The following is a 26,678-nucleotide window of genomic DNA, read 5'->3' as shown; positions in this document are numbered from 1 at the left end:
TTAATTTGCGGTAGAATTGCAGTCGGTTGGAACTTTAATTCGCCGCCCGACAAGAAGTCACCCACGTTGGATCAGTTAGAAAAAATAGCAAAAGCTTTAAATGTACGAATTACAGACCTTTTTATAAGCAAATATAAGTAAATTATACCATAATTTCAATATGTTGCGGCGGTTCAATGTACGATTTCCGGTATTCTGGAAATCGTATGTATATATGACACAAAAGAAAGAAATTATGGTAAAATCTTTATATCTTATAAATTCACATATGAAAAGGGGGATAAGCCATGAATCACATCCCATATGTCAAACAAATTATTGAAAAACTACAAGAAATGGACGAATCAGACGAACATTTCATAAAACAGATTTTAGTGCTTATTAACAGGCACTTACAGAAAAAGGGGACGAGTTAATCGTCTTCTTTTTTTGTATGTTCATTTTTTAAGTACTCACTTATTATATGTTCTTTTATATCTGCACTTGTTTTACAGAGAACCTCTCGTCCTGATCGGTCTAAGTTCTTGTATGATCGCATTGTCGCAAGTATCAAGTCAAAGAAATCATTTTTTTCTTCTAGGAACATAGAGACATATTCGGCAACATCGTCTTCCGGAGGGACAAACATATCTCCGGCTCCTTTTTCTAACCAAGGCTTACTTATATTAAATTCTGAACAAATACGATTAAGATGAATGTCTTTGGGTTTGCGATCACCAGTTTCAAACATAGCAAGCGTAGAAGCTCCTATATCCGTTCTTTTAGCAAACTCCCTTTGACTTAATTCGTAATAATCACGAATTTTACGGATTCTTTCATTTATCATTCTGAACCTCCTTTCTTGAAAAAACTATATCATAAAAATGTTCACAATGCAAGCAAAAGTGTTGACACGTTGCTTGCATTGTGATATTATTTGCTTACAAAGAAAGCGGGAGGTGAGAAAAATGGACGTAAAAAAAATGACAGAAGAAGAATTGAGAGAAGCAACAATCAGAAATTTACTGCAAATGGATGAACAGGGTTTGTTATTAATGAAAAGCAATGCAGCGACATTGTGTATGTACCAAGAAATGAAGAAACAGGAGCAGCAAAAAGGCCAGGGAAAGAAACCGGCATAGGGAGGATGGGAAATGAATCATAAAAATATTAGGCAGACGGAAGAGGACATCCAAAGCATCCTCAAAGACGCAGCACAAATTGTGATGAAAAGCAGAAAAAGGAAAGCTATCTAGCCACAGCTGCGTTAAGCGGCTGTGGAAGGACAAGTATAAGAATAGAGGTGAGAAAGTGTCAAAAGACATAAAAGCAACCAATGTAATAAATCACTACACAAATCTTCAAAATGCTATTTATGCAGAACTTCCAGAACTAATCAATAGAATACATGTTGAAGCCCTGATGAACTGCGAAGAGGGATCACCTGTTTTTTTTCCAGATGATACAAAATTTATTGAGGGATTTATACAAGATACCAAAAGAGTCTTTGAAATATCAATGAAGAAAAGCGGTGAAATGATAAAAGAAATCTTGAATGCGACAGAAGAAGAACCCCCAAAACATAAAAATATTTTGGGGAAGATCGAAAGCGTTGACAAAATGAGTGAACGAATTACTCATCAAATTCAAGGACTTCTGAAAGAACGGTTTTAAGAACAACTTTGTTCATTTCAAGTGATGTCATAATGGCCATTACGGCAAGAGAGCCAGAATCAATTTTACCATTTTCATCTGCATAGTTTAAAAACATAGTTTCTATAGCGTTTTTGTTTGCGTATTTCTCCAGGGCTTTTTTATAGGAAGAATCAAAAAGCAATGAAAAATCGTTTTTAGTCATAGAGATCTCCTTTCTTCTGATACTCGGCTCTGGCGGGAGCCTGTACTAAAATTATAAAGGAGATACATGGAAATAACAAGCAGGAAACAAGGACAAACAGAGGTTCATAAGATGTATAAAAGGAGGTGGTTTTGTGCTTAAACCAGGTAAGCGTTATGTTGAAATTGATGGAAAAGATGTTCCCATGGATGAGATCCCGGAAAATGAACTGGAAGAAATAAAAGAAGAATTTGTCCGAAGGGTAATCAAATCACTGGGAGGGAAGGTTACAACTGCGTAAGCAGTTGCGGAAGGACAAGCAGGAGGAATCATGTACATAAAAAAGAAAGTAAAAGAAGAAATTTATGCAATGTATCTGAGCGGGATACCGATAGAAGAGATTGCAGGAAACAAGGAAATTAAGGTTATGGATGCAGAGAGAGCTATTGCCGAATGGGAGGCTGTGATAATAAAGGAAATAAATCTGTATAAAGTGAGAAGAACATTCTTCAAATTACTTCAGAAAGAAACCGTTGCAAAGGCTGTTTCTGATGCGGCAGAGAAAACAGGACAAGCTAGGGACGTTGTAGAAGAGGTCTTAGGATTTCGCTATCCAGAAGTAACTGTCGCAAGTAGGGACGACAGGAAGATTATCCATGAATGGAACGGACTATATACATATTGCCAGTGCGTAAAACGGGGAAAAGCAGAAGAAGCGAGGCGATACTATGCAATATGCCAGGGATAGACTGACAATGCATAATGGCAAGTCAGGGACATATAGAGCTTCTCAAATATCAGAAGTTAGAGAAGAAAATTATTGTCTGTTTGGCCAGATCGTGGACAAGCTCGGACAATATGAAGACTTGGGAACGGTCGAGGAACTTAGAGAATTAAAAGAAAAAAGGCGTTAGATTTTGGGAGAATCTAACGCCAAGGTATTTGCATGGTAACAAATAAATCCTTACATTCATTTTACCATGCACCTGCCTGAAATGCAAGGAGCCGAGCGGCTTATATCGGCCTTGTAATTTATATTAACAACTCAACGAAAAGTAGGTGGTGCGTAGGTGACAAGAAAGAAGAAGAGAGGGATGACCTACATCCCATATGACTATGAGGAGGCGTTTAATCAGCAGATAGAAACGCTGCATGAATATTTCATAGAACAGATGCTAAAGTTCCGGTTTAAAGCAGTATATGCATGCAAAGAGGTAAGAGCAGGAGAGCAGCTTGAAATAGAGATCTATCCGGAGTTTTCAAAGATATCGGAGATTCCGGAGGAAGCAAGACTTAAGAAAGATAATTCAAAGGCTCAAAAAAGCTTGAATGACAAGAATGCAAGAAAATATGTGAATAGGCTCATTGAGCATAACTTCACGGACCGGGATATCTGGATCACTCTTACATACGGAAAAGGGCAGGAGCCAGCCGATATGGATGAGGCAATAAAGAACATGCAGAACTACATCAGAAGGATAAATTACCAGCGTAAAAAGCGGGGACTTCCAAATGCAAAGTATGTCTATGTAACAGAGTTTTCACCGGGATCAAAAATCAGGTGGCATCACCATTTGGTAATGGACGGATTACTTGATATGGACCTTGTGGAAAAGACTTGGAAAAAAGGCCAAAGAAATGAAACACGCCGCTTGGAAAAAGATGAATATGGTCTTACTGGTCTGGCGAATTACATAACCAAGGAGCCGAAGGGAAAGAAGAGATGGAACAGCAGCACAAACCTGAAGCAGTTCCGGGTCCGCAAGATCCATTCAAAAAAGGATCAGTCAGGGAAATATAAAAAAATGGAAAGTTATGTAAAGGAAATGGTCAAAGACCGGTCATATCTTGAGTGGCAAATGAAAGAATGGTTCCCGGAGTATCTTTTTACGGAGTCGCAGGTATATTACAACGATTTTAACGGGATGTTTTACATTCGGGCCAGGATGCGGAAAAGAAGGGAGATTCCATGAAACGCATAGATATTTACATATACACAGCTTGCCATGCGAGAAAGACCGGACCGGCAGTATACCGGGCAATCTTGGAGTATGTAACCGTAAAAACAAATCTCCTGATTGATGAGGGGAAAATAGAGGATACGACAAAAAATCGGGCCGTGGTAGAGGCTGCTCTCCGGGCACTGCACAGGATCAAGAAAGGGGAGCGCATGGAAATCACGATCCACACGGAGTCTGAATACTTCATAAGGATTCTAAAAGATTTAAACCGGTATGCGGGCGCAGACTGGCAGAAAGCAAATAAACAGAACATAAAAAATGCAGACTTGTGGAAACAGATTTATGTCTTCGCAACGCTGCACAAATTAAGGGCAGACCTTAATTTAGACAAATATAACTGTAAAACAATTTTGGAAGGGAGACTTACAGATGATTAATTTTGACGTGCAGAAGGAATTAGGGTGTTACAACGACGAGGAGGCAGCAGGACCAATCGAAATGCACCACATTGTTTACCGGTCCCATGGAGGAGTAGACCATTTTTATTCAAAGATAGCTCTCCCGGCTGGATTCCACAAAGGAAACAGAGGGCCACACTTGAATAAAGAAACGGATAAGGCACTTAAGAAAGAGATGCAGAAGGAATTATTTAATGCATTTTCTGAGTTTCCTACATACGACATTGATTCCATTATCATGATTCTACAACCGGAAAATAAACGGAGCCGTGAAAAAATTCGCAGACAGATGGAAAAGACAAAGAATATCGCAGGGGAGTACAAGGCAGAGGACATTGTACGGACCTTGATGGGAGGGAAATTGCATTGAGAGTAGCGAAGCAAAATGGACGCTATGCATATACAGATGAAATGATGCGAAAATCACTAAAACTGAGGGAAGGAAGTCAGATTACTCTTTCCAGATGGGTAGGGAGAGGAAAAGAGGATCATATGCAGCGGATTGAAGGAAGATTAGTAGGAATTTATCCGCATTATATCCTGTTAGAAGTCACGATGAAAAAAGGAAAGTATAGGGAGTGTTTTCTAAACAAAGATATTTTCTTTGGAAACATAAAGATCCAAAAAGTCAGGAAGGAGATAGCAAATTGAAAACGATAGCAATTATAAACCTAAAGGGCGGGGTTGCAAAAACAATCTCTAGTGTGAACATAGCACATATCCTGGCAGCAGTCCATGGATATAAAGTTTTGCTGATCGACAATGATAAGCAGGGAAATGCAAGCAAAATATTGAATCGGCATAATTATAGCCATAAAGGAACCGCGGACATCATGACGGAACGCAAAGCAGATCTGAAAGAAACTATACAGAAAACGGATTATGAAGGGCTTGACATCGTAACTGCAAATATGAATCTTTTGAAAGCAAATTTAGAAGTCCTCCTTGACCAGCAGAGACCGCAGCAGACAAGGTTCAAAAAGGCTTTAGAACAAGTTCAAAGAAAATATGACTACTGTATCATAGACAATGCACCGGATATAAATATATCCACGATAAATGCGCTAGTGGCAGCAGATGACGTGTTAGTACCAGTCACAATAGATGACTTTGCTCTGGACGGTCTAAAAGAATTGAAAGAACAGATTGACAATACCAAAGAAGACCTTAACCCGAATCTTCGTTTCTGCGGATGCTTTGTAACGCAGTATGACAGAACGAACGATGCCGATGTACAAGGAAAAGAGTTTTTAAATACCTTGGAGTATCCGGTCTTTGAAACTCATATCCGGAAAACACCAAAAATGAAGCCAAGCACGTTTGCAAGAGAACCTATTATTCTGTACTCAAGCCGATGTGGAGCATCATTCGATTATAAAGCTCTAGTGGAAGAATATTTAAAGATGTGACCAAATTGGTCACATTAAGGAGGAAAAATGGCAAAGGAAAACTTTAACTTGATGGATCTACTGAATCAAAGATCGAAGGAAACGGCAGAAAAAAAGGGTGAGAAGGTATCGGAGGATGCAGAAAACATAATAGTTGATATTTATGACCTGTTCCCATCGAAAGCAAACTTTTACGATACAAACAAAGAAATTGAAGAGTTAAAACAGTCTATTGAATTGGTCGGACTACTGCAACCGCTACTTGTGCAGAAGGAGGGAGAAAAATATAGAATCATATCCGGGCACAGGAGAAGAATTGCTATGCTCGCACTTGTGAAAGAGGGAAAAGAACGATTCCGGAAAGTGCCATGTGTCAAGAAAGACAGTAAAAATGCCATAATGGACAGGCTGGCTTTAATCATGGCAAACAGGTACAGGGATAAAACCGATTGGGAAAAAATGACGGAAGTTATTCAGACAGAGGAGCTGGTTTTAAAACTCAGAGAAGAATATGAGATAAAAGGAAAGACAAGAGAATTAATCTCTGAGATTGTAAAAAGTGCACCGGCTCAAATCGGAAGATATAAAACAATATATAAAAATCTTTGTTCTGATTTGATGGAAGAGTTTAAAAACGACAACATAGGTATTTCGGCAGTTTATGAGGCAGCAGGCATGCCAGAGGAATCGCAAAAACGAGTGTTTGAACTGTACAAAGAAAATGGAACTCTCAGCATAAACGATGTAATCACGATGAAGGAAAAAGAGGAAGAAGCAAAACCAATACCAGGCCAGATTGAACTGGAAGAGTTCATTGAAAATGAGGCACAGGACATTGAGGAGAAAGGAGAGCAGCGAGGATTTGAAGCAAATCCAGAAAAAATAATATCAAAATGCTTTTCATGTGCAAATTGGGAACAGTGCAGTGAAAAAGGAGAAGCAGTAGATTACTGCATGGACTATAAGAATAAAAATATTTCCGAAGCAATGTCTGAGCGTGAATTGCAGGAAGCACATTTCATGAACCAACCTGAAACTCAGACGGTAGATCCGGCCGGAGAAATTCATGACCGGAAAATCGAACATGATATAAAGATTTCAAGCCTTTTCTTTGTAGATTCCAGAGATGGCATAAAACCGTTTGAACTAAGAAAAAATGACAGAAATTATAAAACCGGAGATATTCTAAAGATGAGAGAGTATAGAGATGGAGTAATGACAGGAAATGTTATAAAGAAAGAAATTACATATGTACTTGAAGACTTTGAAGGTCTAAAGCAAGGATATTGCATCTTGGGTGTAAAAGATGTCTGAAGAATTTGAACCATGGTGGAGCTGTCCGGAATGCGGCAGCAGGAACATGGAAATTGAAGAGAGGATCGTAGAGATAGAATACGGCCTCACAGACGGCTATAAGTGTAAGGAATGTGGACACAGAGGAATTGTCCCATATCCAAACATGTAGCATATATCACAAAGAAACTATTAACTACGACTAAAGAAACTAATGCGAGTAGGCCCCTCTTCGGAGGGGCGGAAAGGAGAAAAAAAGAATGCAGTGTAAAAATAGAGAAATATTCGTAAATGGATTGAAAATGACCAAAGGAGTAAAAGGGTTCAAAGTAAAACAACTGAAGATTATGATGACAAATGATAAGACAGGAAAAACTTTAACTGTAACTGATAATGATGAAGCATTTACATTTCCAGCGGAAGAGATAGCAAGGTGGCTGAAATGACGTTCAAGTTATTATCTGAAATTATATTAATGATCATTACTGTGATTGAAATAACGGCAGGATTTATAAGTGAATGGAGAGGGGACAAAATAAAGCGATTTGAACATTTTCAAAAAGCAATCCTTCTTGTGCTGATCATAAAAATGTAGAAAGGAATAAACCATGATAGAAAAAGAAAAAGGGATTTATGAATTACAGATAAAAATAGAATTGGATAACGATGATCTAAAGACGCTTGAAAGATATGGAGAGATTAGAAATAATAATTCACATCCTTCAGAAGAAAATTTAAAAGGATATTGCGAAATTTTATTGGGCGGAGCAATTGATAAACTCTCTGAGGAATATGATCAAGGGGAGCTAGAAGAGCATAATCCGAGTATTAGAGAGATACGAGAAATGCAAAGAAATCTAAGAGGAGCCGCGGATGAACTGACAAAAGTGATAGCAGCAGCAAAAGAAGGAGACGAAGAAGCAAAAGATACAGCAATAGCAAAGTACATGCTTAAACTAATAAAAATGGGAAAATAAATTATGCACATTACGTAAGGAAGGAGGAAAAGACATGGAGATTGTTTTAAACGGTGAATGCAGAGCCACCAGATTAGGAGGTAAATATTTTGACAGTACAGGAATTGGAAGACTTTTTAAAAGATGTGAAGGAAAAAGAGAAATCAGTATATTTTTATATGTCAGACGATCATCCGTTTGATGAAGGTATGGGAGTAGAAAATGCTTTTGAAGTATCAAATGATTTGAGCAATACTGGAAATTATGAGGGCGTGTATCTAAAAGGAAATTAGAATTTAAGGAGGTACAGAATGAGTAAGCGACCAGAGATAACAAAAATGTTGTCTTTATCTATTAGAAGGCATATAAATCAACGCAATGATCCTAGAATTTATTGGGCGGCAGAGGTGACATTTGACTATGGAACCAGCAATGCAATAAGGGTGGATTTTATGAGGTTTAAGCCTGTGAACAATACTATATCCGGTATTGAAAAGGGGGACTTCTATTGCTATGAAGTCAAATCATCAGTAGAAGATTTTCACTCAAAAAATGGACATAATTTTATTGGGGATTTTAACTACTATGTTATGACAGAAAACGTTTATCGGCAAGTGAAAAATGAAATACCGTATAAAGTAGGCGTATATGTACCTGGACAAAAAAATTGCCGAGGCGATTGGTATGAATTGCGATCTGTAAAAAAGGCAGCAAGAAAAGACCGGAAAAGATCTGTATCAGAAATGCTACTCATGATGTTTAGATCGGCGGCAAGAGAAATTGTTTAATTTAAGATTTACTCTGGGTCTATATATATCACAGAAACTTAGAAACCGGACATCCTGTTTTACAGCCCGCTTCGGCGGGCAGGAAGGAGGGTAAGAGATGTTAGTCAGAAGTCAGAATAGGGAAAATCTCTGGAACTTAGAAAACCTATCAGGGATTACATATAACGAATCTTGCCTTACAAGGTACGGAAAAGAGAAAAATGAACACCAGATATCCGTAGATTTTGGCGGCCTGTTAGAGTGCTGCGGGGTTTATGCAACAAAAGAAAGGGCAATAGAAGTATTAGATATGATAGAAAATTATTATCAATATGCACAGGAGTGGACAGTCACAGGAACAGGAAAAAAGCAGCCGGGGTTTGTATTTCAAATGCCGGAGAAATAGGGAGGCACACATGAAAAGAGCAGAACTGGAAAAGCACTTAGGAAAGATTGTAGAAATAACTTTGTTTGACGGAAAGATTATCAAAGGGGAATTACATAAAACAAGAGAAGAACGTTTTAAACATGAACCAAATTTATATATACCATATAATTACTATTTTTTGATAAATCCGCAATCATCATGTATTTTTAAATCTTCTCATGTTAAGAAACTTAAGATTTAGCCAAGAAGGACGGAAAGGAGTACGAACATGATAATTTTATGCGCAGAACCATATTGCCAAAAATAAACTTTGAACCAGAAGCACATGTTTATACAAAAGAAGAACAGGTTAAGACGGTTGTCGGTTGTAAAAATGCTGATGTGAAGATATGATGAGTTATCTTCAGAAACAAAGAAAGTAGATTAAAGAATCGAGAGGAGAAATGAATGATTAAAATTACAGTGGTTTACATAGTCATCATGGTAGCAGGAATAGCTGTGGCTGGAATGAATTATGCAAAATACAAAAAAAGGAATAAAGAATTATATAACTGTAATACAGATCTCAACATGGAAAGGACTAGATTAGAAAATGAACTAAAGAAATTATCAAAGGAAAAGCAAGAGGGACGAGTTACAGGATCGTATTGTTATAAATGCGAACATGGAATACGTGCAAACTCCTTGTCCCCGATTCAGTGCGAACTCAATATTGACTGCACTGACTACAAAAGAAGGGAAGAACAATGAGATGTGGAGAGTGCAAATATTCAACTTTGAGCATTGAAGTAGAACGAGCGAGATGGAGGGAATGGCCACGACATACAGGAGTGATTGTCAGAAAAGCAGAAGTGAAATAAGCAAGAAAGGAGGATAGGTTCCGCGGGCAATAGATATCTTCCTAAAAAGCAGTATGAACAAAAAAGAAGAATTGGTAAACACACTGTTAGTCCGGTTATCTATCCGGTTTACGCCGCAGCAGCTAACAGAGGTGCAGCAAAGTATGTACATAATCCTCAACAATTATGAAATTGAAGACAGGAAAACGGAAATAGCTGTCTACAACCAGGAAGAGGATCACAGGATGTATAACATGTTCTTTGTATCTAAAAAAGTATCCGGACTCTCTATGGAAACATTGAATTATTACGGTTATGTGCTACAAAGATTCTTTCATGAGATCCAAAAAGATATCAAGAACATTGATACGAACGACATTCGGTATTACCTGGCTGAACGCGCAATGCGGGACGGAATTTCTAAAGTAACCCAGGACAACGAATTAAGAGTACTTAAATCCTTTTTCAACTGGCAGCAGGAGGAAGGATACCTTCAGCATAGCCCAGCAAGGAAGATAGCGAAGATTAAACAAGACTATCGGATCAAGAAGCCATATTCTGAAATTGAGTTGGAAAAGTTAAGACGGGAAACAAGAAATAAAAGAGATCTGGCAATCATAGATGTTCTATACAGCACTGGATGCCGGGTGTCTGAAATCGTCAAAGCAAATAGGGAAGATATCAACGGAGATGAATTTATTGTCTATGGAAAAGGAGGAAAAGAGAGAATCGTTTACCTAAATCCAAAAGCGATTTTAACATTATCAGAATACTTACATACAAGGGAAGACGACAACGAAGCTCTATTCGTTCATCTGCGGCGGCCGCATGGTCGATTAAAAAAAGAAGGAATAGAAAGTATGATCTGTGAGCTTGGGAAACGTGCAGGAGTAAAGAAAGCACATCCACACCGGTTCCGCAGGACCGTAGCCACAAACGCCCTAAACAGAGGAATGCCAATGGAAGAAGTTCAACAACTCTTAGGCCACAATGATATTCAAACAACTTCCATCTACGCAAAGTCTACGCAGGCGAACGTGAAGACAGATCATAAAAAGTACGTGGTATAGGGAGACCACAAGGAAATGACAGAACAAGAAATTTTAAAGGCAGCAGAAAGCTATTGCAGTTCAAAGAAGTGTAAAGAGTGTGACTATTGGAAAGCTGGTCAGGGATGTGTCATAAACTATCCTGCAAAAGAGGGACAGAAAGATGCAAAATATTAGGCCGATATCTCAAGAAAAGTGGGGTGTTACTAAGCATGCATTTTACCAGGCTTACCATTTCGCAATGCGTTACCATGAGTTCAGAGATATTCTGAAATATAAAACGGATACATTGGGAAGTCAGGAGATAAACGGCATGTCTAGGGGGAACAAGACGGGAGATGCAACACAAAACCTTGCGATTATCCGGCAGCAGGCGGCAAAAAATGTAGAAATGATAGAGCAAACAGCCATTGAGGCGAGTGGGGAACTATATCAATACATTTTGAAAAACGTCACAGAAGAAGGTGCATCATTTAAATATCTGACAACGGTTATGAATATGCCGGCAGGAAAAGACATGTTTTATGACCGCAGAAGGAAATTCTATTTTTTACTTTCTAAAAAAATATAGGAGGAATCAATGCTAGGAAAGATAAAAGCGATAGAGGAAATATATGGTGTAATACTTAGGAATACGGGAAAGATAGACGGAATGAAAGGGAGCCGTTTAGGTATGTTGCAAATACTTAATGCTATGAAAGGACGCGGTGAATATGACGGATATAAAATCACAACAGATAAACATGAATTGTGTATACTGATTGATAATAGGCAAAATTGCTTCGAACAATGGGGATATTTTTCAAGTGAAGATGATTTTGAGCGGTTTATAGGAAAGGAGATAAAAGAAGTAAATCTCACAGATGTAGCCTTGAACAAAGAAAAGGCTGAGAACACGGCACCATTTGGATATGGAGCCGGTGGAATACAGTTTGTTGATCTTGTGATTACAGACGGAACAATATTACAATTCGCAGTATACAACGATCATAACGGCTACTACGGACACGGAATAATCTTTTTAAAAGATGAAGATATACTGTTTGAAGATACACTTTGAAAAGAACCGTACTCACATACATTTATTTAAGGTATTATAGTAGTATCGGAATAGGGAACAGGGAAGGCAGCCAAACGGCAGCAGTCTTTGTTCCCTTATTTTGTGGAACGGTATATAGAAGGTTCGATTCCTTCTTTCCACATTTAGTAGAATGGCCACAGCAATGACGTATTATCGCGAGGATTCGTCATTGCTGACTGCTAAACATGTAGTAGTTTACTGGTGAAAACAACCGGGCGCACCGGAAGAGTCAGGTTCGATTCCTGGATACATGTTCGCGGATTAGTGAAAGGGTATCACATCGGTCTCCTTAGCCGAAGTTATAGGTTCGACTCCTATGTCCGCAATTTTGTCAGGAGGATAAGATGCTGAAAAGTTGTAAATATTGTGGAAGGATCCATGACAGTAAGTTCAACTGTGGGAAAAAACCTCAAACAAATAAGAAGAATACAAAGGAAACAAAGTTCCACGGATCGAGGGCATGGACAAAGAAAAGCATAAGGATCAGGGAAAGAGACGCTTACCTTTGCCAGTGCTGCATTAGGAAGATGAAGGGAACAATAGAGGAGCATAACTATAACAACATATCAGTACATCATATTGAGCCGTTATCCCAAGCTTGGGATAAGAGGATGGATGATGACAACCTGATTACTCTCTGCGGGTATCATCACGAAGAGGCAGAGAAGGGGAATATAAGCAGAAGGATATTAAAACAGATCGCAAAGGAGCAGAACAGCAAGGCAGATGAGATGTAGCAGCCCCCCCTGGGGACAGCAAAATAAAATACCATCGGCCTTGTAGACCGACGCCCTACCTTTATCCATAATTTATTCCCACATCAGGTTTTCAAATTTGAAAAGATAGGAGGGATAATAAGGCCAACACCTACAAAGCCAACAAATATAATTGAGATGGAAGGTCGTTCCCATCGGACAAAGAAGGAAATGCGCCAGCGCAAGCAGGCTGAACAATCTTTGCTGACCGGAGAAGAAATCAGAGAAAAACCGGAAGTAAAACAGAATAAAATTGCTCATAAAGAGTTCCTCAGAATAAAAAAATTACTCAAAAATATTGAAAAAAATGATGATTTATACGGAGTTGTGATCAATCGGTATTGTCTTCTCTACGCTGAGTGTTTTGAGTTTGAGAAAAAAAGAGAAAAAATGTTTGAACAGCTCTGCGATCTTCAGGAAAAAGCAGATGAATTGATTGAACATGAGGAAATGACACCAAAAGAATTTTACGGGATAGAAAACAGTATGCAAAAAAACTTAATTGCTCTGGACCGCCAGGTGCAGTCAAAAAGAAAAATGCTGCTGGAAATCGAGAAAGAAAATATAATGACCATTGCATCCGCTTTACGTTCGGTGCCTAAAAAGGTGGAAAAAAAGAAAAATCCTCTGATGGAGGCATTGAATGGTTCATGACGGAAAAGCTTATCAGTATGCGACTTGGTGTGTCAATGAAACGGATGGTAAGGTACCGAAGTATGTAAAAAAGCAGGCAAGGGACTGGATTAACATTGCAGACGGCAACGATCCGGATGCTTATGTCGATGAAGAATCATATGAGAAAATATGCAGGTTAACAAAAATCATGATCCACCCGGACCTTAGATGCAGCATTTTCGATGGGCTGGAAGATTACGCATGGCTGTTTATTACCGCAACTCTTTGTACAAAGCTGAGAAATTCTGAATTTGAATCCCGTTTTTATGTTACTGCATTGCTAGAAATTGCAAGAAAGAACTTCAAGACCTTTACCAGCGCAGTGATCTTTATTATATTGATGCTTACAGAACCGGATTTTTCCCGGTTTTTTTCTGTTGCGCCGGATTTATCACTTTCCAGTGAGTTGCAAAAAGCGATTCGCAAAATTATAAAAGTATCACCGGCACTATACGATGAAGATGAATCCGCATTTAAGCTTTTGAGAAGTCAGATAATTTGTACTTTGAATGAAAATGAATACACTCCGCTTGCATATAGCAAGGACGGCATGGATGGAAAGCTTGCAAATACATTCCTGGCGGATGAAGCAGGCGCACTAGATGAATACCCGGTTGAGGCTATGAGGTCTTCGCAGATCACGTTATTCAATAAACTTGGAATTATCATTTCAACCCAATATCCAAATGATAACAATGTGTTGATAGATGAAATTGACTTGGCAAAGAAAACACTGGACGGTCTGACGGATGACCGGCGATATTTTTCGCTGTTATACGAACCGGATCAGGAGTTACAGACCGGGGACACGTGGAAAACGGATGACCGGGTGATCTATCAGAGTAACCCGGTAGCCGTAGCGCATGAATATATTTTTAAAGAAATCAAGAAAAAAAGGACCTTAGCGGTTCTTTACGAAAATAAAAGAGAAAATTACTTATGTAAGCACAGCAACATTCTGTACAAAGGGCTTGGAACCGAAGGTTATATTGATGTACAGAAAGTAAAAGAGTGCAGGATAGAACAAAACTTAGAATTTTGGAAAGGTCGCCGCGTATGGCTGGGAGTTGACCTTTCTATGACGGATGATAATACAGCGGTTGCTATGGTAACAGAGGAGGATGGGGTTATTTATGCAAAGGTCTTTGGATTTTTGCCGGCTGACAAGATTGAATATAAGTCAAACAAAGAGCATGTTGATTATAAAAAAATGATCAGAAATGGATATTGTTATGCCTGCGGAGAAGAAGTTATTGATTATGGAGAAATTGAAAAATTCATCCTGAATATCGAAAAGAAATTTGATGTTGAAATTGTCCAAATTGGCTATGACAAGTGGAATGCGCTTGCAACGGTGCAAAAACTTGAAGCGGAAGGATTTGAATGTGTCGACATTAAACAGCATAGTTCTGTACTTCATATGCCTACGAAATTGCTGAAGGAAAAAATCCTTCAGCATGAATTTCAGTATGAAAGTAATCGCTTACTTGAAATTAATTTTCAAAATGCCAGGTGCACGGAGGACACAAATTTAAATAAATATGTGAATAAGAAAAAATCAAGTGGAAAAGTCGATATGGTAATTTCCCTTATCAATGCAATCTACTTAATTCAGCAGGATATGTTGTATGGAAATGATGGGTTTATATGTCAGATGGCATAAAGGAGGTATAAAAGGAAGTTTTTTAAAAGAAAGGAACGGGCGGAGCCTGCAGTTAAAGAAACACCGGAAATGAACGAAGCTCTGTTAAGAGCCTTTATCTATGGTGTTGAAATGGATCGGGAAAAAGCGATGAATATTCCATCCCTTGCGGGGGCAATTCTTAAAATAGCGGATACAGTGGCGGCAATCCCTATAAAGCTTTATAAAAGGAACGGTGATAAAAATGAAGTGGTAGAGGACGAAAGAACGGTTCTTTTAAATGAAGATACCGGGGATACGTTGGACGGCTACCAGTTCAAACATGCACTAATCATGGATTATTTTCTTGGAAAAGGCGGTTACGCCTATATAAATAAAAATGGAAGGAAGATAGAAAGCCTGCATTATGTAAAAGAAAGTAATATTTCATTCCAGGAAAACACGGATGTTATTTTCAAGGATTATCAGATCATGGTACAGGGAAATACATATGATCCGGAAGACTGGATTCGATTGCTGAGAAATACAGAAGATGGAATTAGGGGAAAAAGTATCATAGAAGAAAATAAGGAACTGCTGTCAGTTGCCTGGGCTGCTCTAAGATTTGAGAGAAATCTTACATCAAAAGGTGGGAACAAAAAAGGATTTCTAAAATCAGATCGCCGCCTTAAAAAAGAACAAATCAATTATTTGAAAGAAGCATGGAGAGAGCTTTATTCAAATAATGGAGAAAGTGTCGTGATTTTAAACGATGGTATGGACTTCAAGGAAGCATCGAATACTTCGGTGGAGATGCAGCTCAATGAAAATAAAAAAACAAATGGGATAGAGGCGTGTAAGATTGTCGGAACTCCGCCAGCAATGATTGAAGGAAAAGCCACAGAGCGAGATGAGAAAATTTTTATTAAATATGAGATCAATAACGTCTTAAAAGCTCTGGAAACTGCTATCAACCGGGCGATGCTCCTTGAATCAGAAAAGGGACAATATTACTTTGAGGCAGATACAGATGACCTGAACCGAAGCGATATTGAAAAACGATATGCTGCATACGGAACAGGAATTGAAAAAGGATTCTTACAAGTAGATGAAGTTAGAAAGAAAGAGAAGATGCCGCAGCTGGGAGTTGAGTTTATAAAACTAGGATTAAATGATGGGCTACTTGATCCAGTTGCAAATAAAGTTTATGTATTAAATACCAATAAAACGATTGATCTAAACAAATTAAGAAAGGGGGAAGAAGTAGGAGAATTGAACTTAGAGAACAATCCGTCCTCATTGACGGATACGTCAATGCAGTCGGGAGAGACAGCAGGCCAATCAGGGACCGAAGAACCGGAGAAAAATTTATAGAACAGATTGTCCCCGGAGCTTTCAAAAAAGCATTAGAGCGGGCAGATGATATTGAGATTCTACTAAATCATGATCATTCAAGGAAGCTTGGAAGCACGAAGGAAAATATAAAATTATTTGAGGATAATATTGGACTTCGGGCGATTGCAGAGATCACGGACGCTGAGATCGTGAAAAAAGCAAAAGAAAAGAAACTTCGGGGCTGGTCCTTTGGTTTTGTCGAAAAGAAAGCAAGTGAAGAAGATACAAAAACCGGGGTGAAGCGAAGGTATGTGGAAGAGCTTGAACTAAAAGAAGTTTCCTTGATTGACGAAAGGAAACTTCCGTGTTATGCAGGAACTTCGGTCTATTTGCGGTCGGAAGGGGAAGAAGTGATTGAGGAGCGGGCCGAGGAGACAGAGGCCGTATATGAGGATTTAAGAGCCGGAGAAAAACCGGATCTTTCATCATACAAAAACAGAATTAAAAATTTAGGAGGAAAAATTAAGGAATAAGCAGAGAAGAATTGTAACAACAAAAAAAGAAATCCAGGAAAGAGCAGAAAACATTAAGGGGCTAAAAGAACAGAGGGCCGCCTATCTGGAAGAATTACAAGGGATTGTAGAAACGGCAGAAACCGAAGAGCGCGCCATGAGCCAAGAAGAGCAAGGAAAATTTGACGATCTGGAAAAGAAGATCGCCGGAATTGACGTCACGATCAAGGCAAAAGAAAAAGTCCGTTCGATGTATCCTACAAAAAAAACAGAGCAGCAGGAACAAAAAACAGAAGAACTCAGTGTGGAAGAAAGAGCATTTGTTGATTATCTCAGAGGAAACGCAACCGAAGAGCGTGCAGAAAAACTAACATTTACGGATAACGGGGCAGTCATTCCAAATTCAATTATGAACAAGATAATTGAAAAGGTCGTTGATATCTGCCCGGTATACCAGATGGCAGATCGGTATAATGTAGGCGGAAATATTTCGATTCCATATTATGACGAAGAAACAAGTTCTATTACAATGGCTTATGCGGATGAGTTTACTGAACTGACTTCAAGTTCTGGGTCATTCAAATCCATTGATTTATCCGGATTCTTGGCCGGAGCGCTGACGCTGGTGTCAAAAAAACTGATGAATAACAGCAATTTCAATGTTCTTCAAAAGGTCATTGATTACATGGGTAAAGCGATTGCAAAATTCGTAGAACATGAATGTCTGATTGGAACAGCAGATAAAGCGGCAGGAATGACCGGGGTAAAACAGGTGATAACTGCGGAAGCAGCAAACGCAATCACAGCCGATGAGCTGATTGACGTGCAGGAAGAAGTGCCTGATACATACCAGGGAGACTGCATCTGGATTATGAACAAGACAACAAGAAAAGCCATTCGGAAACTGAAAGACTCTGACGGAAATTATCTATTAAACAGGGATGTATCGGCGAAATGGGGTTATACTTTGCTTGGAAAAGATGTGTATTGCTCTGACAACATGGATAAGATGGAAGCAGGAAAAGAAGCAATCATTTACGGGGATATGAGCGGCCTTGCTGTGAAGGTCACAGAAGAAGCTACAATCGAAGTATTAAGAGAAAAATATGCAACAATGCACGCCGTTGGTGTGGTTGCCTGGATGGAAATTGATACAAAGGTGGCAGACGTGCAGAAGATTGCGAAGCTGAAAATGAAAGCATCATAGGAGGAGTCTATGGAGATTCGAGCACTGAAAAATTTTTGCGGTACAATCACAATGTCAAAAGGAGAAGTTAGAGAGTGTAAAGAGACGGAGGTCGTAAAAGACCTCCTGAAAGTGGGGTACATTGAAAAAGTGAGGAAAACAAAGAATGAAAGCAAATGAACTCACGCCGGAGTACATAGCTGACTACCTAAAAATTGACGATCCCGAAGAAAGCGATTTTAAGGACATTGAAATATTTCATTCCGCTGCAATCGGCTACATAAAAAATCAGACTGGCATTGATGATCAGAAGATCAACTCAAGTGATGATCTGACAGTAGCAATTCTTGTTCTTGTAGAAGATATGTATGATAACCGAAGAATGTATGTTGATAACCAGAACATGAACCGGGTCGTGGAAAATATCATTTATCAATATTCACAAAATTTGATTTAGGAGGCCATGATGAAGCAAATTAATATTGGTAAAATGAACAAAAAAATCTTTATCATATCAAGGGAAGAAATAGAAGATGATATGGGGCAGACGGTCTTTCGGGAAGTAAAAGGGTCGAAAATATGGGCGACTGTCAAATCTATCCGGGGAGGGGAATACTATGAGGCATTAAAAATTATCCCGGAGATCTCCTATGTGATCTATACAAGGTACAGGGAAGACATTAAAACTGATACAATCCTTGAGTATAAGGGGAAAAAATTAGAAGTCAAATATGTTGCGGATCTAGAGGAACAACACCAGATGCTTGAGATTCAGTGTACGGAGTATGTCAAAGAAGGTGATATAAATGATATCTTTTGACTTTGATGGAATTGAAGAGATCGAGGAGCAGTTAGAAGCGGCCGCAAAGAAATTCCCGGATCTTGCTGAAAGTACCTTGAAAAAAGAACAATCTGAATTTAAAAAAGATATGAGACGAGAGACATGGAATAAGGTAAAAAAGGGAACCGGAAATATAGTAAAAGGATTTCGATTTGACAAGATATATCGTTTCAGAGCGAATTTTGAAACAAACTTTCTTGCCGAGGGAGGAAAAAAGAATCCTCATTTTCATTTGATTAACAATGGACACGAGATGGTCACTCCGGTCAGCAGAAAAGGGAAGAAACTCAAAAATGGAGGTCAGACGGTCGGGTTTGTTCCTGGGAAACGGATCAAAGAGCCGGTTATTGCAAAGTGGCATGAAAAACACGCAGAGCGGGCGGAACGGATGCTGAACAGGATATGTGAGGAGGCAAATAAGTGATAGAATTAAAAAGCATAAAGAATGCCTATATCAAGATCCTGAAAACGCAATGTCCGGAAATTAAAAAAATATATTCCATAGAAATAGAAGAAGGATATAAAACCCCTTCTTTTTTTGTGCGTATTATTCCGCTTATTTTCAGAGAAAGAGCAACAATCAGTATTGTAAAATCACAATGCATGATTGAAACAACGTTCTTTCAAAAAGAAAAGAATGAATCTAAACAGCTTGAAATAGCCGAAAAGATCAGAGAGGGGATCGGAGACTATATTGAAGTTTGCGAAGAGAAATTAATGGTCATGGATGCAGAGATAGGATACACCGGGAAAGCGCAGAACATCATGCAATTTGTATTCAATCTTGAATTTTACGAGGATATTCGTCAAATCGCAACAGAACCGAAAATCAAAGATGTAAGAGTAAAGGAGGAAATAACACATGGGAATGCCACAAATTAGCATCAGATTTTCAGAGCTGGCCAAAAGTGTAACAGATAGAGCCGGTTCTAAAAGCGTTGGGTTAATCCTGGCAGCAACACATAAAGAAAAAATTTTAAAACTTGCTCCGGGGGACAAGGTTCCATCGGGAGTAGATAAAAATGCAGTTGAAATGTCTTTAATCGGGGGAGAACAGAAGCCAAAACGAACAGTTATTGTTTTTGCGGGAGAAGGATTTACAGAAATAGACACCGCATTAGAAACGCTGGAAAGTGAGCGAATTGACTATCTTGCGCTTAATGGAACGGCAGAAGGGGTCCCACAAAAAGTTGTGGATTGGGTAAAAGAGCAAAGAGCGCAGGGGAAAAATGTAAAGGCAGTTATGAATTATGCAGCCGATCATGAAGCAGTTATAAATTACTCAACGGAGAAGACGGTAGTCGATGATGCGGAATACACCGCAGATCAATTTTGCCCGCGTATCGCCGGACTCCTAGCAGGAACGCCGATCACAATGTCTGCAACTTACTTTGTTCTTCCGGAAGTACAGGATTGTACAAGAATGAAGAAAGCAGAAATGGACAGTGCAATCAATGAAGGGAAATTGATCCTTTTCTACGATGGAGAAGATATTCGCATTGCAAGGGGCGTAAACTCATTAAAAACAATAACTTCAGATAAGGGAGAACAACAAAAAAAGATTAAAATAATTGACATTACGGACACGATACAGGCAGATATCACACGGACAGTCCGTAATGACTGGATTGGGAAGGTTCCAAATACATACGACAATAAGTGTCTTTTAGTATCGGCGATTCAAAATTATTTGGATGACTTGGTAAAACAGAGTGTTTTATCTTCGGCAGCGGTAGAAATTGACATAGAAGCAAACAAAGAATATTTGGAGGCAGCAGGATATGACACAACGGAAATGTCCAGCGATGACTTGAAGAAAGCAAACACCGGTGACAGTGTCTTCCTGAAGGCAAGTATCGGAATTGTTGACGCAATCGAAGATATTATCATGGAGATCACGATTTAGGAGGTAGAGAAAAAGGGATAGTTACAAAGCAAATCAAGTAATTAACGGAACTTGGGGTGAAGTCTGGTTAAATGAACAATACATGGCTGAAGCGATTGGGCTCGAAGCAAAATATAAGATTACAAAAGCAGATGTAAACCAGACTGGGACTCTTACAAAAGGAAAGAAGATCACGGAGATTGAGGGAACTGGTACATTAAAATTAAATAAAGTTTCCTCGTATATGCTGAAGTTGCTGCTTGAGGATGTAAAACAAGGGAAAATGCCGGATATAACGATCATTTCAAATCTAAAAGATCCGGCCGCTGCTGGAAATGAACGAGTAAAAATAACCGGCGTAAACTTTGATGAATTAACGATAGCGGACTGGGAAGCTGGAAAATTAGGTGAAGAGTCCTATGCATTTACCTTTGAAAATGCAGAATTAATTGACGCGGTATAGGAGGAGATAAAAATGAATTTGATTGATAAATTATTACAGATTGATAAGAAGAAGATAACAGAGAAGAGAGAAAAAACATATGAATCAGGAAGAATGCAAGAACTAACCGGGGATTCAAAAATATTGATTCGAGAGATTGATCCGGAAAGATTATCAGAACTTCAGTGCAGTGCTGTGGACGGAGAGACAGGAACAGCAGATTTTTCAAAAATGTATGGTGTGAATCTTCTTATCACAACGGAAGGAGTTGTGAATCCAGACTTAAGGAATAAAGATCTTCAACAGCATTTTGGAGCAGCAAGCCCTAAGGATTTGGCGAAACTTATTTTTAAAAGTGAGGTTATGGAAATTGCAGATGCAATTTCCGAATTGGGCGCACCAAAGGTTAAGGCGGAAACAATAAAAAACTAATTTACCGAAAAGAAGATATCAGCATGGGGTATCTTCTTTTTCGAGATCATAACATTCTGCCAGAGCAACACATGAAGATGGGTCCAAATCAGCGGCAAGTGGTGTATGGGTATCTGATGAAAGAATGCGAAGAGAGAGAGGAGGCGCAAAAGGAGCAGAGTAATTGATGCGACACTCAGATTAGTCGATAAGTTTTCATCACCATTGTCGAAGGCCGCAAAAAACATGGAGCATCAGACGGGGCTGATGCAGCGGCAGGCAAAACAGATTCAAAAGGCAGGAAAATCAATTCAATCTGTTGGTTCTTCTCTGACCAGAAAAGTCACCATGCCAATCATAGGGGTTGGGGTGGCGAGTGGAAAGATGGCTGACACTTTCCAAAGGAACATGGGGCAGATTAATACCCTGTTAGACAATACGAGCCATTTACAGGGATACAAAGACGCGGTTCTGAGAACATCGAATGATACCGGGCTGGGGCTTGATACAACGGCAAAAGGAATGTATCAAGCGATTTCGAGCCTGGGTGATGGAGGGAAAAAAACAGAAAAGATATTTAATGCCATGGCGAAATCCGCGAAAGCAGGCGGAGCCGAAGTGAAAGACTCTGTATCCCTGATTTCTTCCGGAATGAAAGGGTACAATAGCATTTCAGAAACGACCGCAAAGAAAATTTCTGACCTGGCATTCCAGACGCAAAAGCTTGGAGTGACCACGTTTCCAGAGATGGCGGAAAGTATGCAACCGCTTTTTCCATTAGGAAACAGCTTGAATGTAAGCTACGAAGAACTGTTCGGATCCATGGCGACATTGACCGGGGTCACAGGAAATACAGCAGAAGTAACCACGCAGATGAAAGGAATCTTCACGGGGCTTTTAAAGCCTACGGAATCCATGCAAAATCTGATGGCCAAATATGGCTATCAAAACGGGCAAGCAATGATCAAGGCGAAGGGTATGAGTGGGGTCCTTCAAATTTTGAAAAAAGAGACAGGCGGACAGTCCGACAAAATGGCAAAACTGTTTGGAAATTCAAGGGCCTTGGTCGGTGCATTGGCCCTGACTGGTTCCCAATATGATACCTTCAATCAGAAGACAAAGAAGATGAAGGATTCAACGGGATCCACAGAGAAAGCATTAAAAGCAATTCAAACGCCGCTGAGCAAGATCAGAAAGTCTGTCAATATTGCAAAGAATGGAATGACGGTTTTCGGGGAGGCTGTCTTAAAAGTAGTTGTTCCACCAGCGACAAAGCTGGCAAATAAGGTAAAGGATCTATCAGAACGGTTTTCAAAACTGAATCCAAAGACGCAGGAGACGATCGTTAAAGTCGCTATGGTAGCGGCGGCAATCGGGCCAGTGATTTTAATGTTTGGAAAGATGGTTTTTTGGGTAGGGAAATCTTATCTTGCATGGGCACGGTTGCTTAGAAATATCAATAGATTTGGCGGTATTGCCGCAATGATCAAAAGTCCGGCCGGTATTGTGATTATTGCGTTACTGGCAATAGTAACAGCAGCAGTCTTAGTTTATAAAAACTGGGACAAAATCAGCACTGGTGCAAAGAAGATGGCCAAATTCGTGATATCGGCCATGAAAAGTGCAGGAATTGACGTAAAGCAATTAGGAAAGACCGTAAAAGCGATAGCCTCTAATATAAATAGTGCATTTAAAACAATCATAAAAATATTGAAGAGTTTACTAAAAGCTCTTGCACCGATAGTGAAGTTTATCGGAGGAACGTTGCTGAAAATCGTGAAGCTGGCAATGAAGTTGATGATCGGATACTTTTCAGGATGGCTGAAATCTACACTGGATATTATCAAAGGTGTCACGAAAGCCTTTTCGGGGATTGTAGATTTTATCTCCGGAGTTTTTACGGGGAATTGGAAAAAGGCTTGGCAGGGCGTTAAGAAAATATTTTCTGGAATTTTTGAGGCGTTGTTAGGAATAGCAAAGCGGCCGCTGAATGGAATTATCGGTCTAGTAAATACCGTCATCGGCGGGCTGAACAAACTGAAGATTAAAATTCCATCATGGGTTCCAGGGAAATACGGAGGGAAAAGCTTTGGAGTGAATATTCCAAAGATCCCGGCGCTTGCAAAAGGCACTCAAAATTGGAAAGGCGGTATCGCACAGATTAACGAGAAGGGTGGAGAGATCGTTGATCTGCCAAAAGGTGCAAAGGTTTGGCCGCACGATAAAAGCATACAAAAAGCCAAAGAAGAAGGAAAGAAATCAATCGTAATTCAAAAATTAGCCGATCAGATTATCATTAGGGAAGATAAAGATATTGACCGTATTGTGGATGCGATTGTAAAGAAACTATTAAAAGTTGTAGTGTGAGGAGGAAGAAAGGGAATTTTGGTTAAACAATGGAAGTGATAAAATCAGGCTTGCAGTGATCCCGTCTTCTTATAAAATCTCAGACGGACAAAACAATACAAGCGTAAACGTACATCGAAAAGGGGAAGTAAATCTGCTTGGAGAAAAGGCACTGAGAACAGTTGAAATCAGTGCCTTTTTCCCAGCACAGGAATATGATTTCTGTCAATATAAAGGATTTAATACAGATCCATGGCATTATGTAAAAAAGATAAAGTCTTGGAAAGATGGAAAAGTTACACCACAACTTATGATTACCGGAAAACCAAATATTAATATGACGGTAAGCATTGAGAGCTTTGAATATGGGCAAGATGATGGAACCGAAGATGTCAGTTTTGCGCTCAGTTTAAAAGAGTATGTGGTAGTCAAATATACAGTACAGCCCAAAAAGACAAATACAAAGTCAGGGAAAAAAGTAAAAAAGAAAAGTAAGACAAAAAAGAGATCGAGCAAGAAAACAAAAACATCAACATATAAGGTGAAAAAAGGAGATACTCTATGGGGTATTGCAAAGAAGAAAACGGGAAAATCATCGAACTGGAAAAGAATCTACAAGAAAAACAAAACGATCATTGAAAAAACTGCAAAAAAACACGGGAGGAAGTCGTCCAGTAACGGACATTGGATCTACCCCGGAACAAAGCTGGTGATAGAAAAATGAGCCTAAAAGTTAAGTGGAAAAACAATGACATTACAGACATTACATCGAACTATTCTTGGTCAGGAAGCAGTTATCAGGCAGCAAGGACTTTTGAATTTGGACTATTAAATCCGGCCGGTGATCAGAATTTTAAAATTCCTGATATAAAAGTCGGAGATATTGTTTGTTTTTACGATGGAGATGATAAGTTATTTCACGGAAAGGTGACAACCAGAACCAGGACCGGAGAAGCAGGAAATACAACCATCACCTGCAATGACTTTATGATTCATTTGTTAAGAAGCAAAGGAACGTACAAATTTAAAAAGAAAAAACCGGAGCAGATCGTGAAACTGATCTGCAAAGACCTGAAGATTAAGACAACAAGCCTAGCGAAAACTGGGGTAAAAATATCAAAAATCTTCTTTCAAGAAAAAGAATACTACAACATGATCCTGGCAGTTTACACAAAGGCATACCGAAAAAAAGGGAAGAAATATATGCCGGTTATGGTAGGGGATAAGCTTTCTGTAATAGAAAAGGGAAAACTACTTAAAATTGAATTGAATCAGGGAGAGGGAATCACAGAATCGGAGTTTCAGGAGACAAGCGATTCTGTGATCAATAAAGTCGCAATATATAATGAAAAGAATAAGAAGATTGGCACGGTAACAAACAAGAAATGGATGAAAACGTATGGAACCTTTCAGGAGGCGATTACGGTTGACAAAGGCAGCGGGAAAAAAGAAGCAAAGAACACACTAACAGGAATAGAAAAAAGTGCGTCCATTACTGCGATTGGTGACATCCGGTGTATCTCAGGATATGGATTAAAAATACATGATGATGATTCCGGACTGACCGGAAAATTTTACATCGAAAATGACTCCCATACCTGGGAAAACGGCACGCACATGATGACTTTAGAACTTGCATTTAAAAACGTCATGGATACCCAGGATGGTGATACGGAAGATAATAAGACAAAGAGCACAGGGATACTGAATGGAAAAAAAGTAAAAGCTTTGTTCACGGCATATTACCCGGCCAACAATAAAATGGAAGGCGGATTTTATGATTGCAAAGGGAAAAAGCTCGATCCATCAAAATATACCTGCGCAGCGCCGAAGTCAATTTCCTACGGAAAACAGATTCAGGTCCTTGGAACGAAAACGTCCAGGGACAAAAAAGTGCATAAGGTCAATGACCGCGGCGGACGGATCAACATTGAAAATGGAGTTTATCACTTTGACTTATTAATGAAGACAAAAGCACAGTGCAATAAATTTGGAAAGCGAAAAGGATACGCAATCATCGGGAATGGAACGGGATTTAAGCAGACAAGTGCATCCGGAGGGAAAGCGGATAAAGTAATCGCTAAAGCAAAAACATATAAAGGGAAAGTAAGATATGTATTTGGTGCTGCAAGCCCACAGAGTGGTAAATCGGATTGTTCTGGATACACGCAATATGTTTTTAAAAAAGCGGCCGGAATCAGTATTGGGAGAACAGCAGAGGCCCAGGCAACTAAAGGAAAGAAGATCTCAAAAAAGAACTTGAAGAAAGGCGATCTGATAATCTTCCAGGGGACCTATAAGGCCGGGGCTTCTCATGTCGGGATCTACCTTGGCAATAAACAGTTTATACACTGTTCAAGTTCCGGAGGGGTGAAGATCAGCAATCTAAACAGCACATATTATGTCAAGCATTGGATGCAGGGAAGGAGGGTGCTGTGAATCAATATGAACAGTTATTAGAGATCATGAAGAAGATGGGAAGCAAAACAAATCCTGAAGAGCTTCAGTTGGCCGAAGCAGTATCTTCAACAGAAATACAAGTCGGAGGGAACAAATTAGATACAGACGACTATAAGATCAACGAAAATATAAAAGATCTGAAAGCTGGGGACTTGGTATTGGTATATAAGATAAGAGATGATCTCTACATAATTATTTGTAAGGTGGTGTGAT

Annotated in this window: 43 protein-coding genes, 1 tRNA gene and 1 pseudogene; 43 read left to right on the top strand and 2 right to left on the bottom strand. The window is 39.2% G+C overall.

Annotation, left to right across the window (positions count from 1 at the left end):
- Window positions 1–3 precede the first annotated feature (3 nt).
- Window positions 4–141, top strand: a complete 138-nt coding sequence (locus DWV34_RS18235; RefSeq protein WP_207661405.1) for a helix-turn-helix domain-containing protein — start codon at window positions 4–6, stop codon at window positions 139–141.
- A 271-nt stretch (window positions 142–412) separates the two neighbouring features.
- Here the strand turns inward: DWV34_RS18235 and DWV34_RS16305 are convergent, their stop codons facing one another.
- Window positions 413–826 (bottom strand): helix-turn-helix domain-containing protein, encoded by a 414-nt coding sequence (locus tag DWV34_RS16305; protein ID WP_243000927.1) that lies wholly within the window; start codon window positions 824–826, stop codon window positions 413–415.
- A gap of 121 nt (window positions 827–947) precedes the next feature.
- Here DWV34_RS16305 and DWV34_RS17290 point away from each other — a divergent pair, with 121 nt between their 5' ends.
- On the top strand, window positions 948–1,121 hold the full coding sequence (locus DWV34_RS17290; protein WP_158565709.1) for a hypothetical protein: 174 nt from the start codon (window positions 948–950) through the stop codon (window positions 1,119–1,121).
- Window positions 1,122–1,290: 169 nt separating this feature from the next.
- A complete protein-coding gene (locus DWV34_RS16300) occupies window positions 1,291–1,653 on the top strand; it encodes a hypothetical protein (RefSeq protein WP_118476710.1) in 363 nt (120 codons plus the stop codon).
- On the opposite strand, the gene DWV34_RS16295 is transcribed toward DWV34_RS16300, so the two are convergent.
- Entirely contained in the window at window positions 1,613–1,837 is a 225-nt protein-coding gene (locus DWV34_RS16295) for a hypothetical protein (protein WP_118476709.1), read from the bottom strand. The two genes, DWV34_RS16300 and DWV34_RS16295, sit on opposite strands and share 41 nt — an antisense overlap.
- A 133-nt stretch (window positions 1,838–1,970) precedes the next feature.
- On the opposite strand from DWV34_RS16295, the gene DWV34_RS17285 reads away from it, so the two are divergent.
- From DWV34_RS17285 to DWV34_RS16120, 40 genes and pseudogenes are all read left to right on the top strand, one after another.
- Window positions 1,971–2,117 carry a hypothetical protein gene (locus tag DWV34_RS17285; RefSeq protein ID WP_158565708.1) on the top strand — a complete coding sequence of 49 codons (147 nt, stop codon included), beginning with the start codon at window positions 1,971–1,973 and terminating at the stop codon, window positions 2,115–2,117.
- Between the two features lie 30 nt (window positions 2,118–2,147).
- Window positions 2,148–2,564: a hypothetical protein gene (locus DWV34_RS16290; protein WP_118476708.1), complete on the top strand. Its 417-nt coding sequence runs from the start codon at window positions 2,148–2,150 to the stop codon at window positions 2,562–2,564.
- 322 nt (window positions 2,565–2,886) lie between these two features.
- Window positions 2,887–3,789, top strand: a complete 903-nt coding sequence (locus DWV34_RS16280; RefSeq protein ID WP_243000924.1) for a rolling circle replication-associated protein — start codon at window positions 2,887–2,889, stop codon at window positions 3,787–3,789.
- A complete protein-coding gene (locus DWV34_RS16275) occupies window positions 3,786–4,214 on the top strand; it encodes an RNase H family protein (RefSeq protein ID WP_118476706.1) in 429 nt (142 codons plus the stop codon). The genes DWV34_RS16280 and DWV34_RS16275 overlap by 4 nt, the downstream gene beginning before the upstream one ends.
- Window positions 4,207–4,605 (top strand): hypothetical protein, encoded by a 399-nt coding sequence (locus tag DWV34_RS16270; RefSeq protein WP_118476705.1) that lies wholly within the window; start codon window positions 4,207–4,209, stop codon window positions 4,603–4,605. Before DWV34_RS16275 ends, DWV34_RS16270 begins: the two co-directional genes overlap by 8 nt.
- Window positions 4,602–4,886, top strand: coding sequence for a hypothetical protein (locus DWV34_RS16265; RefSeq protein WP_118476704.1), 285 nt, complete (start codon window positions 4,602–4,604; stop codon window positions 4,884–4,886). Before DWV34_RS16270 ends, DWV34_RS16265 begins: the two co-directional genes overlap by 4 nt.
- Entirely contained in the window at window positions 4,883–5,644 is a 762-nt protein-coding gene (locus tag DWV34_RS16260; protein WP_118476703.1) for a ParA family protein, read from the top strand. The genes DWV34_RS16265 and DWV34_RS16260 overlap by 4 nt, the downstream gene beginning before the upstream one ends.
- Window positions 5,645–5,671: 27 nt before the next feature.
- Window positions 5,672–6,937 carry a ParB/RepB/Spo0J family partition protein gene (locus DWV34_RS16255; protein WP_118476702.1) on the top strand — a complete coding sequence of 422 codons (1,266 nt, stop codon included), beginning with the start codon at window positions 5,672–5,674 and terminating at the stop codon, window positions 6,935–6,937.
- A complete protein-coding gene (locus DWV34_RS17280; protein ID WP_158565707.1) occupies window positions 6,930–7,088 on the top strand; it encodes a hypothetical protein in 159 nt (52 codons plus the stop codon). Before DWV34_RS16255 ends, DWV34_RS17280 begins: the two co-directional genes overlap by 8 nt.
- Before the next feature lie 88 nt (window positions 7,089–7,176).
- Window positions 7,177–7,362, top strand: a complete 186-nt coding sequence (locus DWV34_RS16250) for a hypothetical protein (protein WP_118476701.1) — start codon at window positions 7,177–7,179, stop codon at window positions 7,360–7,362.
- Window positions 7,359–7,511, top strand: coding sequence for a hypothetical protein (locus DWV34_RS17275; protein ID WP_158565706.1), 153 nt, complete (start codon window positions 7,359–7,361; stop codon window positions 7,509–7,511). Before DWV34_RS16250 ends, DWV34_RS17275 begins: the two co-directional genes overlap by 4 nt.
- Window positions 7,512–7,524: 13 nt before the next feature.
- Window positions 7,525–7,893 carry a hypothetical protein gene (locus DWV34_RS17270; RefSeq protein WP_158565705.1) on the top strand — a complete coding sequence of 123 codons (369 nt, stop codon included), beginning with the start codon at window positions 7,525–7,527 and terminating at the stop codon, window positions 7,891–7,893.
- Window positions 7,894–7,982: 89 nt separating this feature from the next.
- Entirely contained in the window at window positions 7,983–8,165 is a 183-nt protein-coding gene (locus DWV34_RS16245; protein WP_118476700.1) for a hypothetical protein, read from the top strand.
- An 18-nt stretch (window positions 8,166–8,183) separates the two neighbouring features.
- Window positions 8,184–8,660 (top strand): hypothetical protein, encoded by a 477-nt coding sequence (locus tag DWV34_RS16240; protein ID WP_118476699.1) that lies wholly within the window; start codon window positions 8,184–8,186, stop codon window positions 8,658–8,660.
- Between the two features lie 97 nt (window positions 8,661–8,757).
- Window positions 8,758–9,045, top strand: a complete 288-nt coding sequence (locus tag DWV34_RS16235) for a hypothetical protein (RefSeq protein WP_118476698.1) — start codon at window positions 8,758–8,760, stop codon at window positions 9,043–9,045.
- Window positions 9,046–9,055: 10 nt separating this feature from the next.
- The gene (locus tag DWV34_RS16230) at window positions 9,056–9,268 is read left to right on the top strand and encodes a hypothetical protein (RefSeq protein WP_118476697.1); all 213 of its coding nucleotides are present in this window, start codon (window positions 9,056–9,058) and stop codon (window positions 9,266–9,268) included.
- A gap of 206 nt (window positions 9,269–9,474) precedes the next feature.
- Window positions 9,475–9,777 (top strand): hypothetical protein, encoded by a 303-nt coding sequence (locus DWV34_RS16225; protein WP_118476696.1) that lies wholly within the window; start codon window positions 9,475–9,477, stop codon window positions 9,775–9,777.
- Window positions 9,778–9,940: 163 nt separating this feature from the next.
- The gene (xerA, locus tag DWV34_RS16220) at window positions 9,941–10,936 is read left to right on the top strand and encodes a site-specific tyrosine recombinase/integron integrase (RefSeq protein ID WP_118476695.1); all 996 of its coding nucleotides are present in this window, start codon (window positions 9,941–9,943) and stop codon (window positions 10,934–10,936) included.
- A 15-nt stretch (window positions 10,937–10,951) separates the two neighbouring features.
- Window positions 10,952–11,092, top strand: coding sequence for a hypothetical protein (locus tag DWV34_RS17265; RefSeq protein ID WP_158565704.1), 141 nt, complete (start codon window positions 10,952–10,954; stop codon window positions 11,090–11,092).
- 136 nt (window positions 11,093–11,228) lie between these two features.
- A complete protein-coding gene (locus DWV34_RS17780; protein ID WP_243000921.1) occupies window positions 11,229–11,486 on the top strand; it encodes a hypothetical protein in 258 nt (85 codons plus the stop codon).
- A gap of 9 nt (window positions 11,487–11,495) precedes the next feature.
- Window positions 11,496–11,975 carry a DUF7448 domain-containing protein gene (locus DWV34_RS16210; RefSeq protein WP_118476693.1) on the top strand — a complete coding sequence of 160 codons (480 nt, stop codon included), beginning with the start codon at window positions 11,496–11,498 and terminating at the stop codon, window positions 11,973–11,975.
- A 276-nt stretch (window positions 11,976–12,251) separates the two neighbouring features.
- Window positions 12,252–12,322, top strand: a tRNA-Arg gene (locus DWV34_RS16205).
- An 18-nt stretch (window positions 12,323–12,340) separates the two neighbouring features.
- The gene (locus DWV34_RS16200; protein ID WP_118476692.1) at window positions 12,341–12,733 is read left to right on the top strand and encodes an HNH endonuclease; all 393 of its coding nucleotides are present in this window, start codon (window positions 12,341–12,343) and stop codon (window positions 12,731–12,733) included.
- A 189-nt stretch (window positions 12,734–12,922) separates the two neighbouring features.
- Complete coding sequence (locus DWV34_RS16195) at window positions 12,923–13,405, top strand: hypothetical protein (protein WP_243000919.1); 483 nt, start codon at window positions 12,923–12,925, stop codon at window positions 13,403–13,405.
- Window positions 13,395–15,089: a terminase TerL endonuclease subunit gene (locus tag DWV34_RS16190; protein WP_118476690.1), complete on the top strand. Its 1,695-nt coding sequence runs from the start codon at window positions 13,395–13,397 to the stop codon at window positions 15,087–15,089. Before DWV34_RS16195 ends, DWV34_RS16190 begins: the two co-directional genes overlap by 11 nt.
- A gap of 69 nt (window positions 15,090–15,158) precedes the next feature.
- Window positions 15,159–16,421, top strand: coding sequence for a phage portal protein (locus DWV34_RS17775; protein ID WP_118476689.1), 1,263 nt, complete (start codon window positions 15,159–15,161; stop codon window positions 16,419–16,421).
- Entirely contained in the window at window positions 16,319–16,915 is a 597-nt protein-coding gene (locus DWV34_RS16180; RefSeq protein ID WP_330417059.1) for an HK97 family phage prohead protease, read from the top strand. The genes DWV34_RS17775 and DWV34_RS16180 overlap by 103 nt, the downstream gene beginning before the upstream one ends.
- 10 nt (window positions 16,916–16,925) lie before the next feature.
- On the top strand, window positions 16,926–18,101 hold the full coding sequence (locus DWV34_RS16175) for a phage major capsid protein (RefSeq protein ID WP_330417058.1): 1,176 nt from the start codon (window positions 16,926–16,928) through the stop codon (window positions 18,099–18,101).
- 9 nt (window positions 18,102–18,110) lie between these two features.
- Complete coding sequence (locus DWV34_RS17260; protein WP_158565703.1) at window positions 18,111–18,260, top strand: hypothetical protein; 150 nt, start codon at window positions 18,111–18,113, stop codon at window positions 18,258–18,260.
- On the top strand, window positions 18,247–18,537 hold the full coding sequence (locus DWV34_RS16170; protein WP_118476686.1) for a head-tail connector protein: 291 nt from the start codon (window positions 18,247–18,249) through the stop codon (window positions 18,535–18,537). The genes DWV34_RS17260 and DWV34_RS16170 overlap by 14 nt, the downstream gene beginning before the upstream one ends.
- Before the next feature lie 9 nt (window positions 18,538–18,546).
- Window positions 18,547–18,900 carry a phage head closure protein gene (locus DWV34_RS16165; protein ID WP_199485896.1) on the top strand — a complete coding sequence of 118 codons (354 nt, stop codon included), beginning with the start codon at window positions 18,547–18,549 and terminating at the stop codon, window positions 18,898–18,900.
- On the top strand, window positions 18,887–19,345 hold the full coding sequence (locus DWV34_RS16160; protein ID WP_118476684.1) for an HK97 gp10 family phage protein: 459 nt from the start codon (window positions 18,887–18,889) through the stop codon (window positions 19,343–19,345). The genes DWV34_RS16165 and DWV34_RS16160 overlap by 14 nt, the downstream gene beginning before the upstream one ends.
- Window positions 19,342–19,803 (top strand): phage tail terminator family protein, encoded by a 462-nt coding sequence (locus DWV34_RS16155; RefSeq protein ID WP_118476683.1) that lies wholly within the window; start codon window positions 19,342–19,344, stop codon window positions 19,801–19,803. The genes DWV34_RS16160 and DWV34_RS16155 overlap by 4 nt, the downstream gene beginning before the upstream one ends.
- The gene (locus DWV34_RS16150) at window positions 19,784–20,827 is read left to right on the top strand and encodes a phage tail sheath C-terminal domain-containing protein (protein ID WP_118476682.1); all 1,044 of its coding nucleotides are present in this window, start codon (window positions 19,784–19,786) and stop codon (window positions 20,825–20,827) included. The genes DWV34_RS16155 and DWV34_RS16150 overlap by 20 nt, the downstream gene beginning before the upstream one ends.
- Before the next feature lie 34 nt (window positions 20,828–20,861).
- Window positions 20,862–21,269, top strand: a pseudogene (locus tag DWV34_RS16145) (phage tail tube protein); the annotation flags it as partial.
- Between the two features lie 12 nt (window positions 21,270–21,281).
- Window positions 21,282–21,680 carry a phage tail assembly chaperone gene (locus tag DWV34_RS16140; RefSeq protein WP_118476680.1) on the top strand — a complete coding sequence of 133 codons (399 nt, stop codon included), beginning with the start codon at window positions 21,282–21,284 and terminating at the stop codon, window positions 21,678–21,680.
- A 225-nt stretch (window positions 21,681–21,905) separates the two neighbouring features.
- Window positions 21,906–24,026: a phage tail tape measure protein gene (locus DWV34_RS16135; RefSeq protein ID WP_118476679.1), complete on the top strand. Its 2,121-nt coding sequence runs from the start codon at window positions 21,906–21,908 to the stop codon at window positions 24,024–24,026.
- 55 nt (window positions 24,027–24,081) lie between these two features.
- On the top strand, window positions 24,082–24,729 hold the full coding sequence (locus tag DWV34_RS16130) for a LysM peptidoglycan-binding domain-containing protein (protein ID WP_243000912.1): 648 nt from the start codon (window positions 24,082–24,084) through the stop codon (window positions 24,727–24,729).
- Window positions 24,726–26,444, top strand: a complete 1,719-nt coding sequence (locus DWV34_RS16125; RefSeq protein ID WP_118476677.1) for an XkdQ/YqbQ family protein — start codon at window positions 24,726–24,728, stop codon at window positions 26,442–26,444. Before DWV34_RS16130 ends, DWV34_RS16125 begins: the two co-directional genes overlap by 4 nt.
- On the top strand, window positions 26,441–26,677 hold the full coding sequence (locus tag DWV34_RS16120; protein ID WP_118476676.1) for a hypothetical protein: 237 nt from the start codon (window positions 26,441–26,443) through the stop codon (window positions 26,675–26,677). The genes DWV34_RS16125 and DWV34_RS16120 overlap by 4 nt, the downstream gene beginning before the upstream one ends.
- Window position 26,678 lies beyond the last annotated feature (1 nt).

The organism is Anaerostipes sp. AF04-45 (assembly GCF_003461725.1).
GTDB classification, from domain to species: Bacteria; Bacillota; Clostridia; order Lachnospirales; family Lachnospiraceae; genus Anaerostipes; species Anaerostipes caccae.
This window is presented reverse-complemented; position numbering and strand designations above follow the sequence as displayed.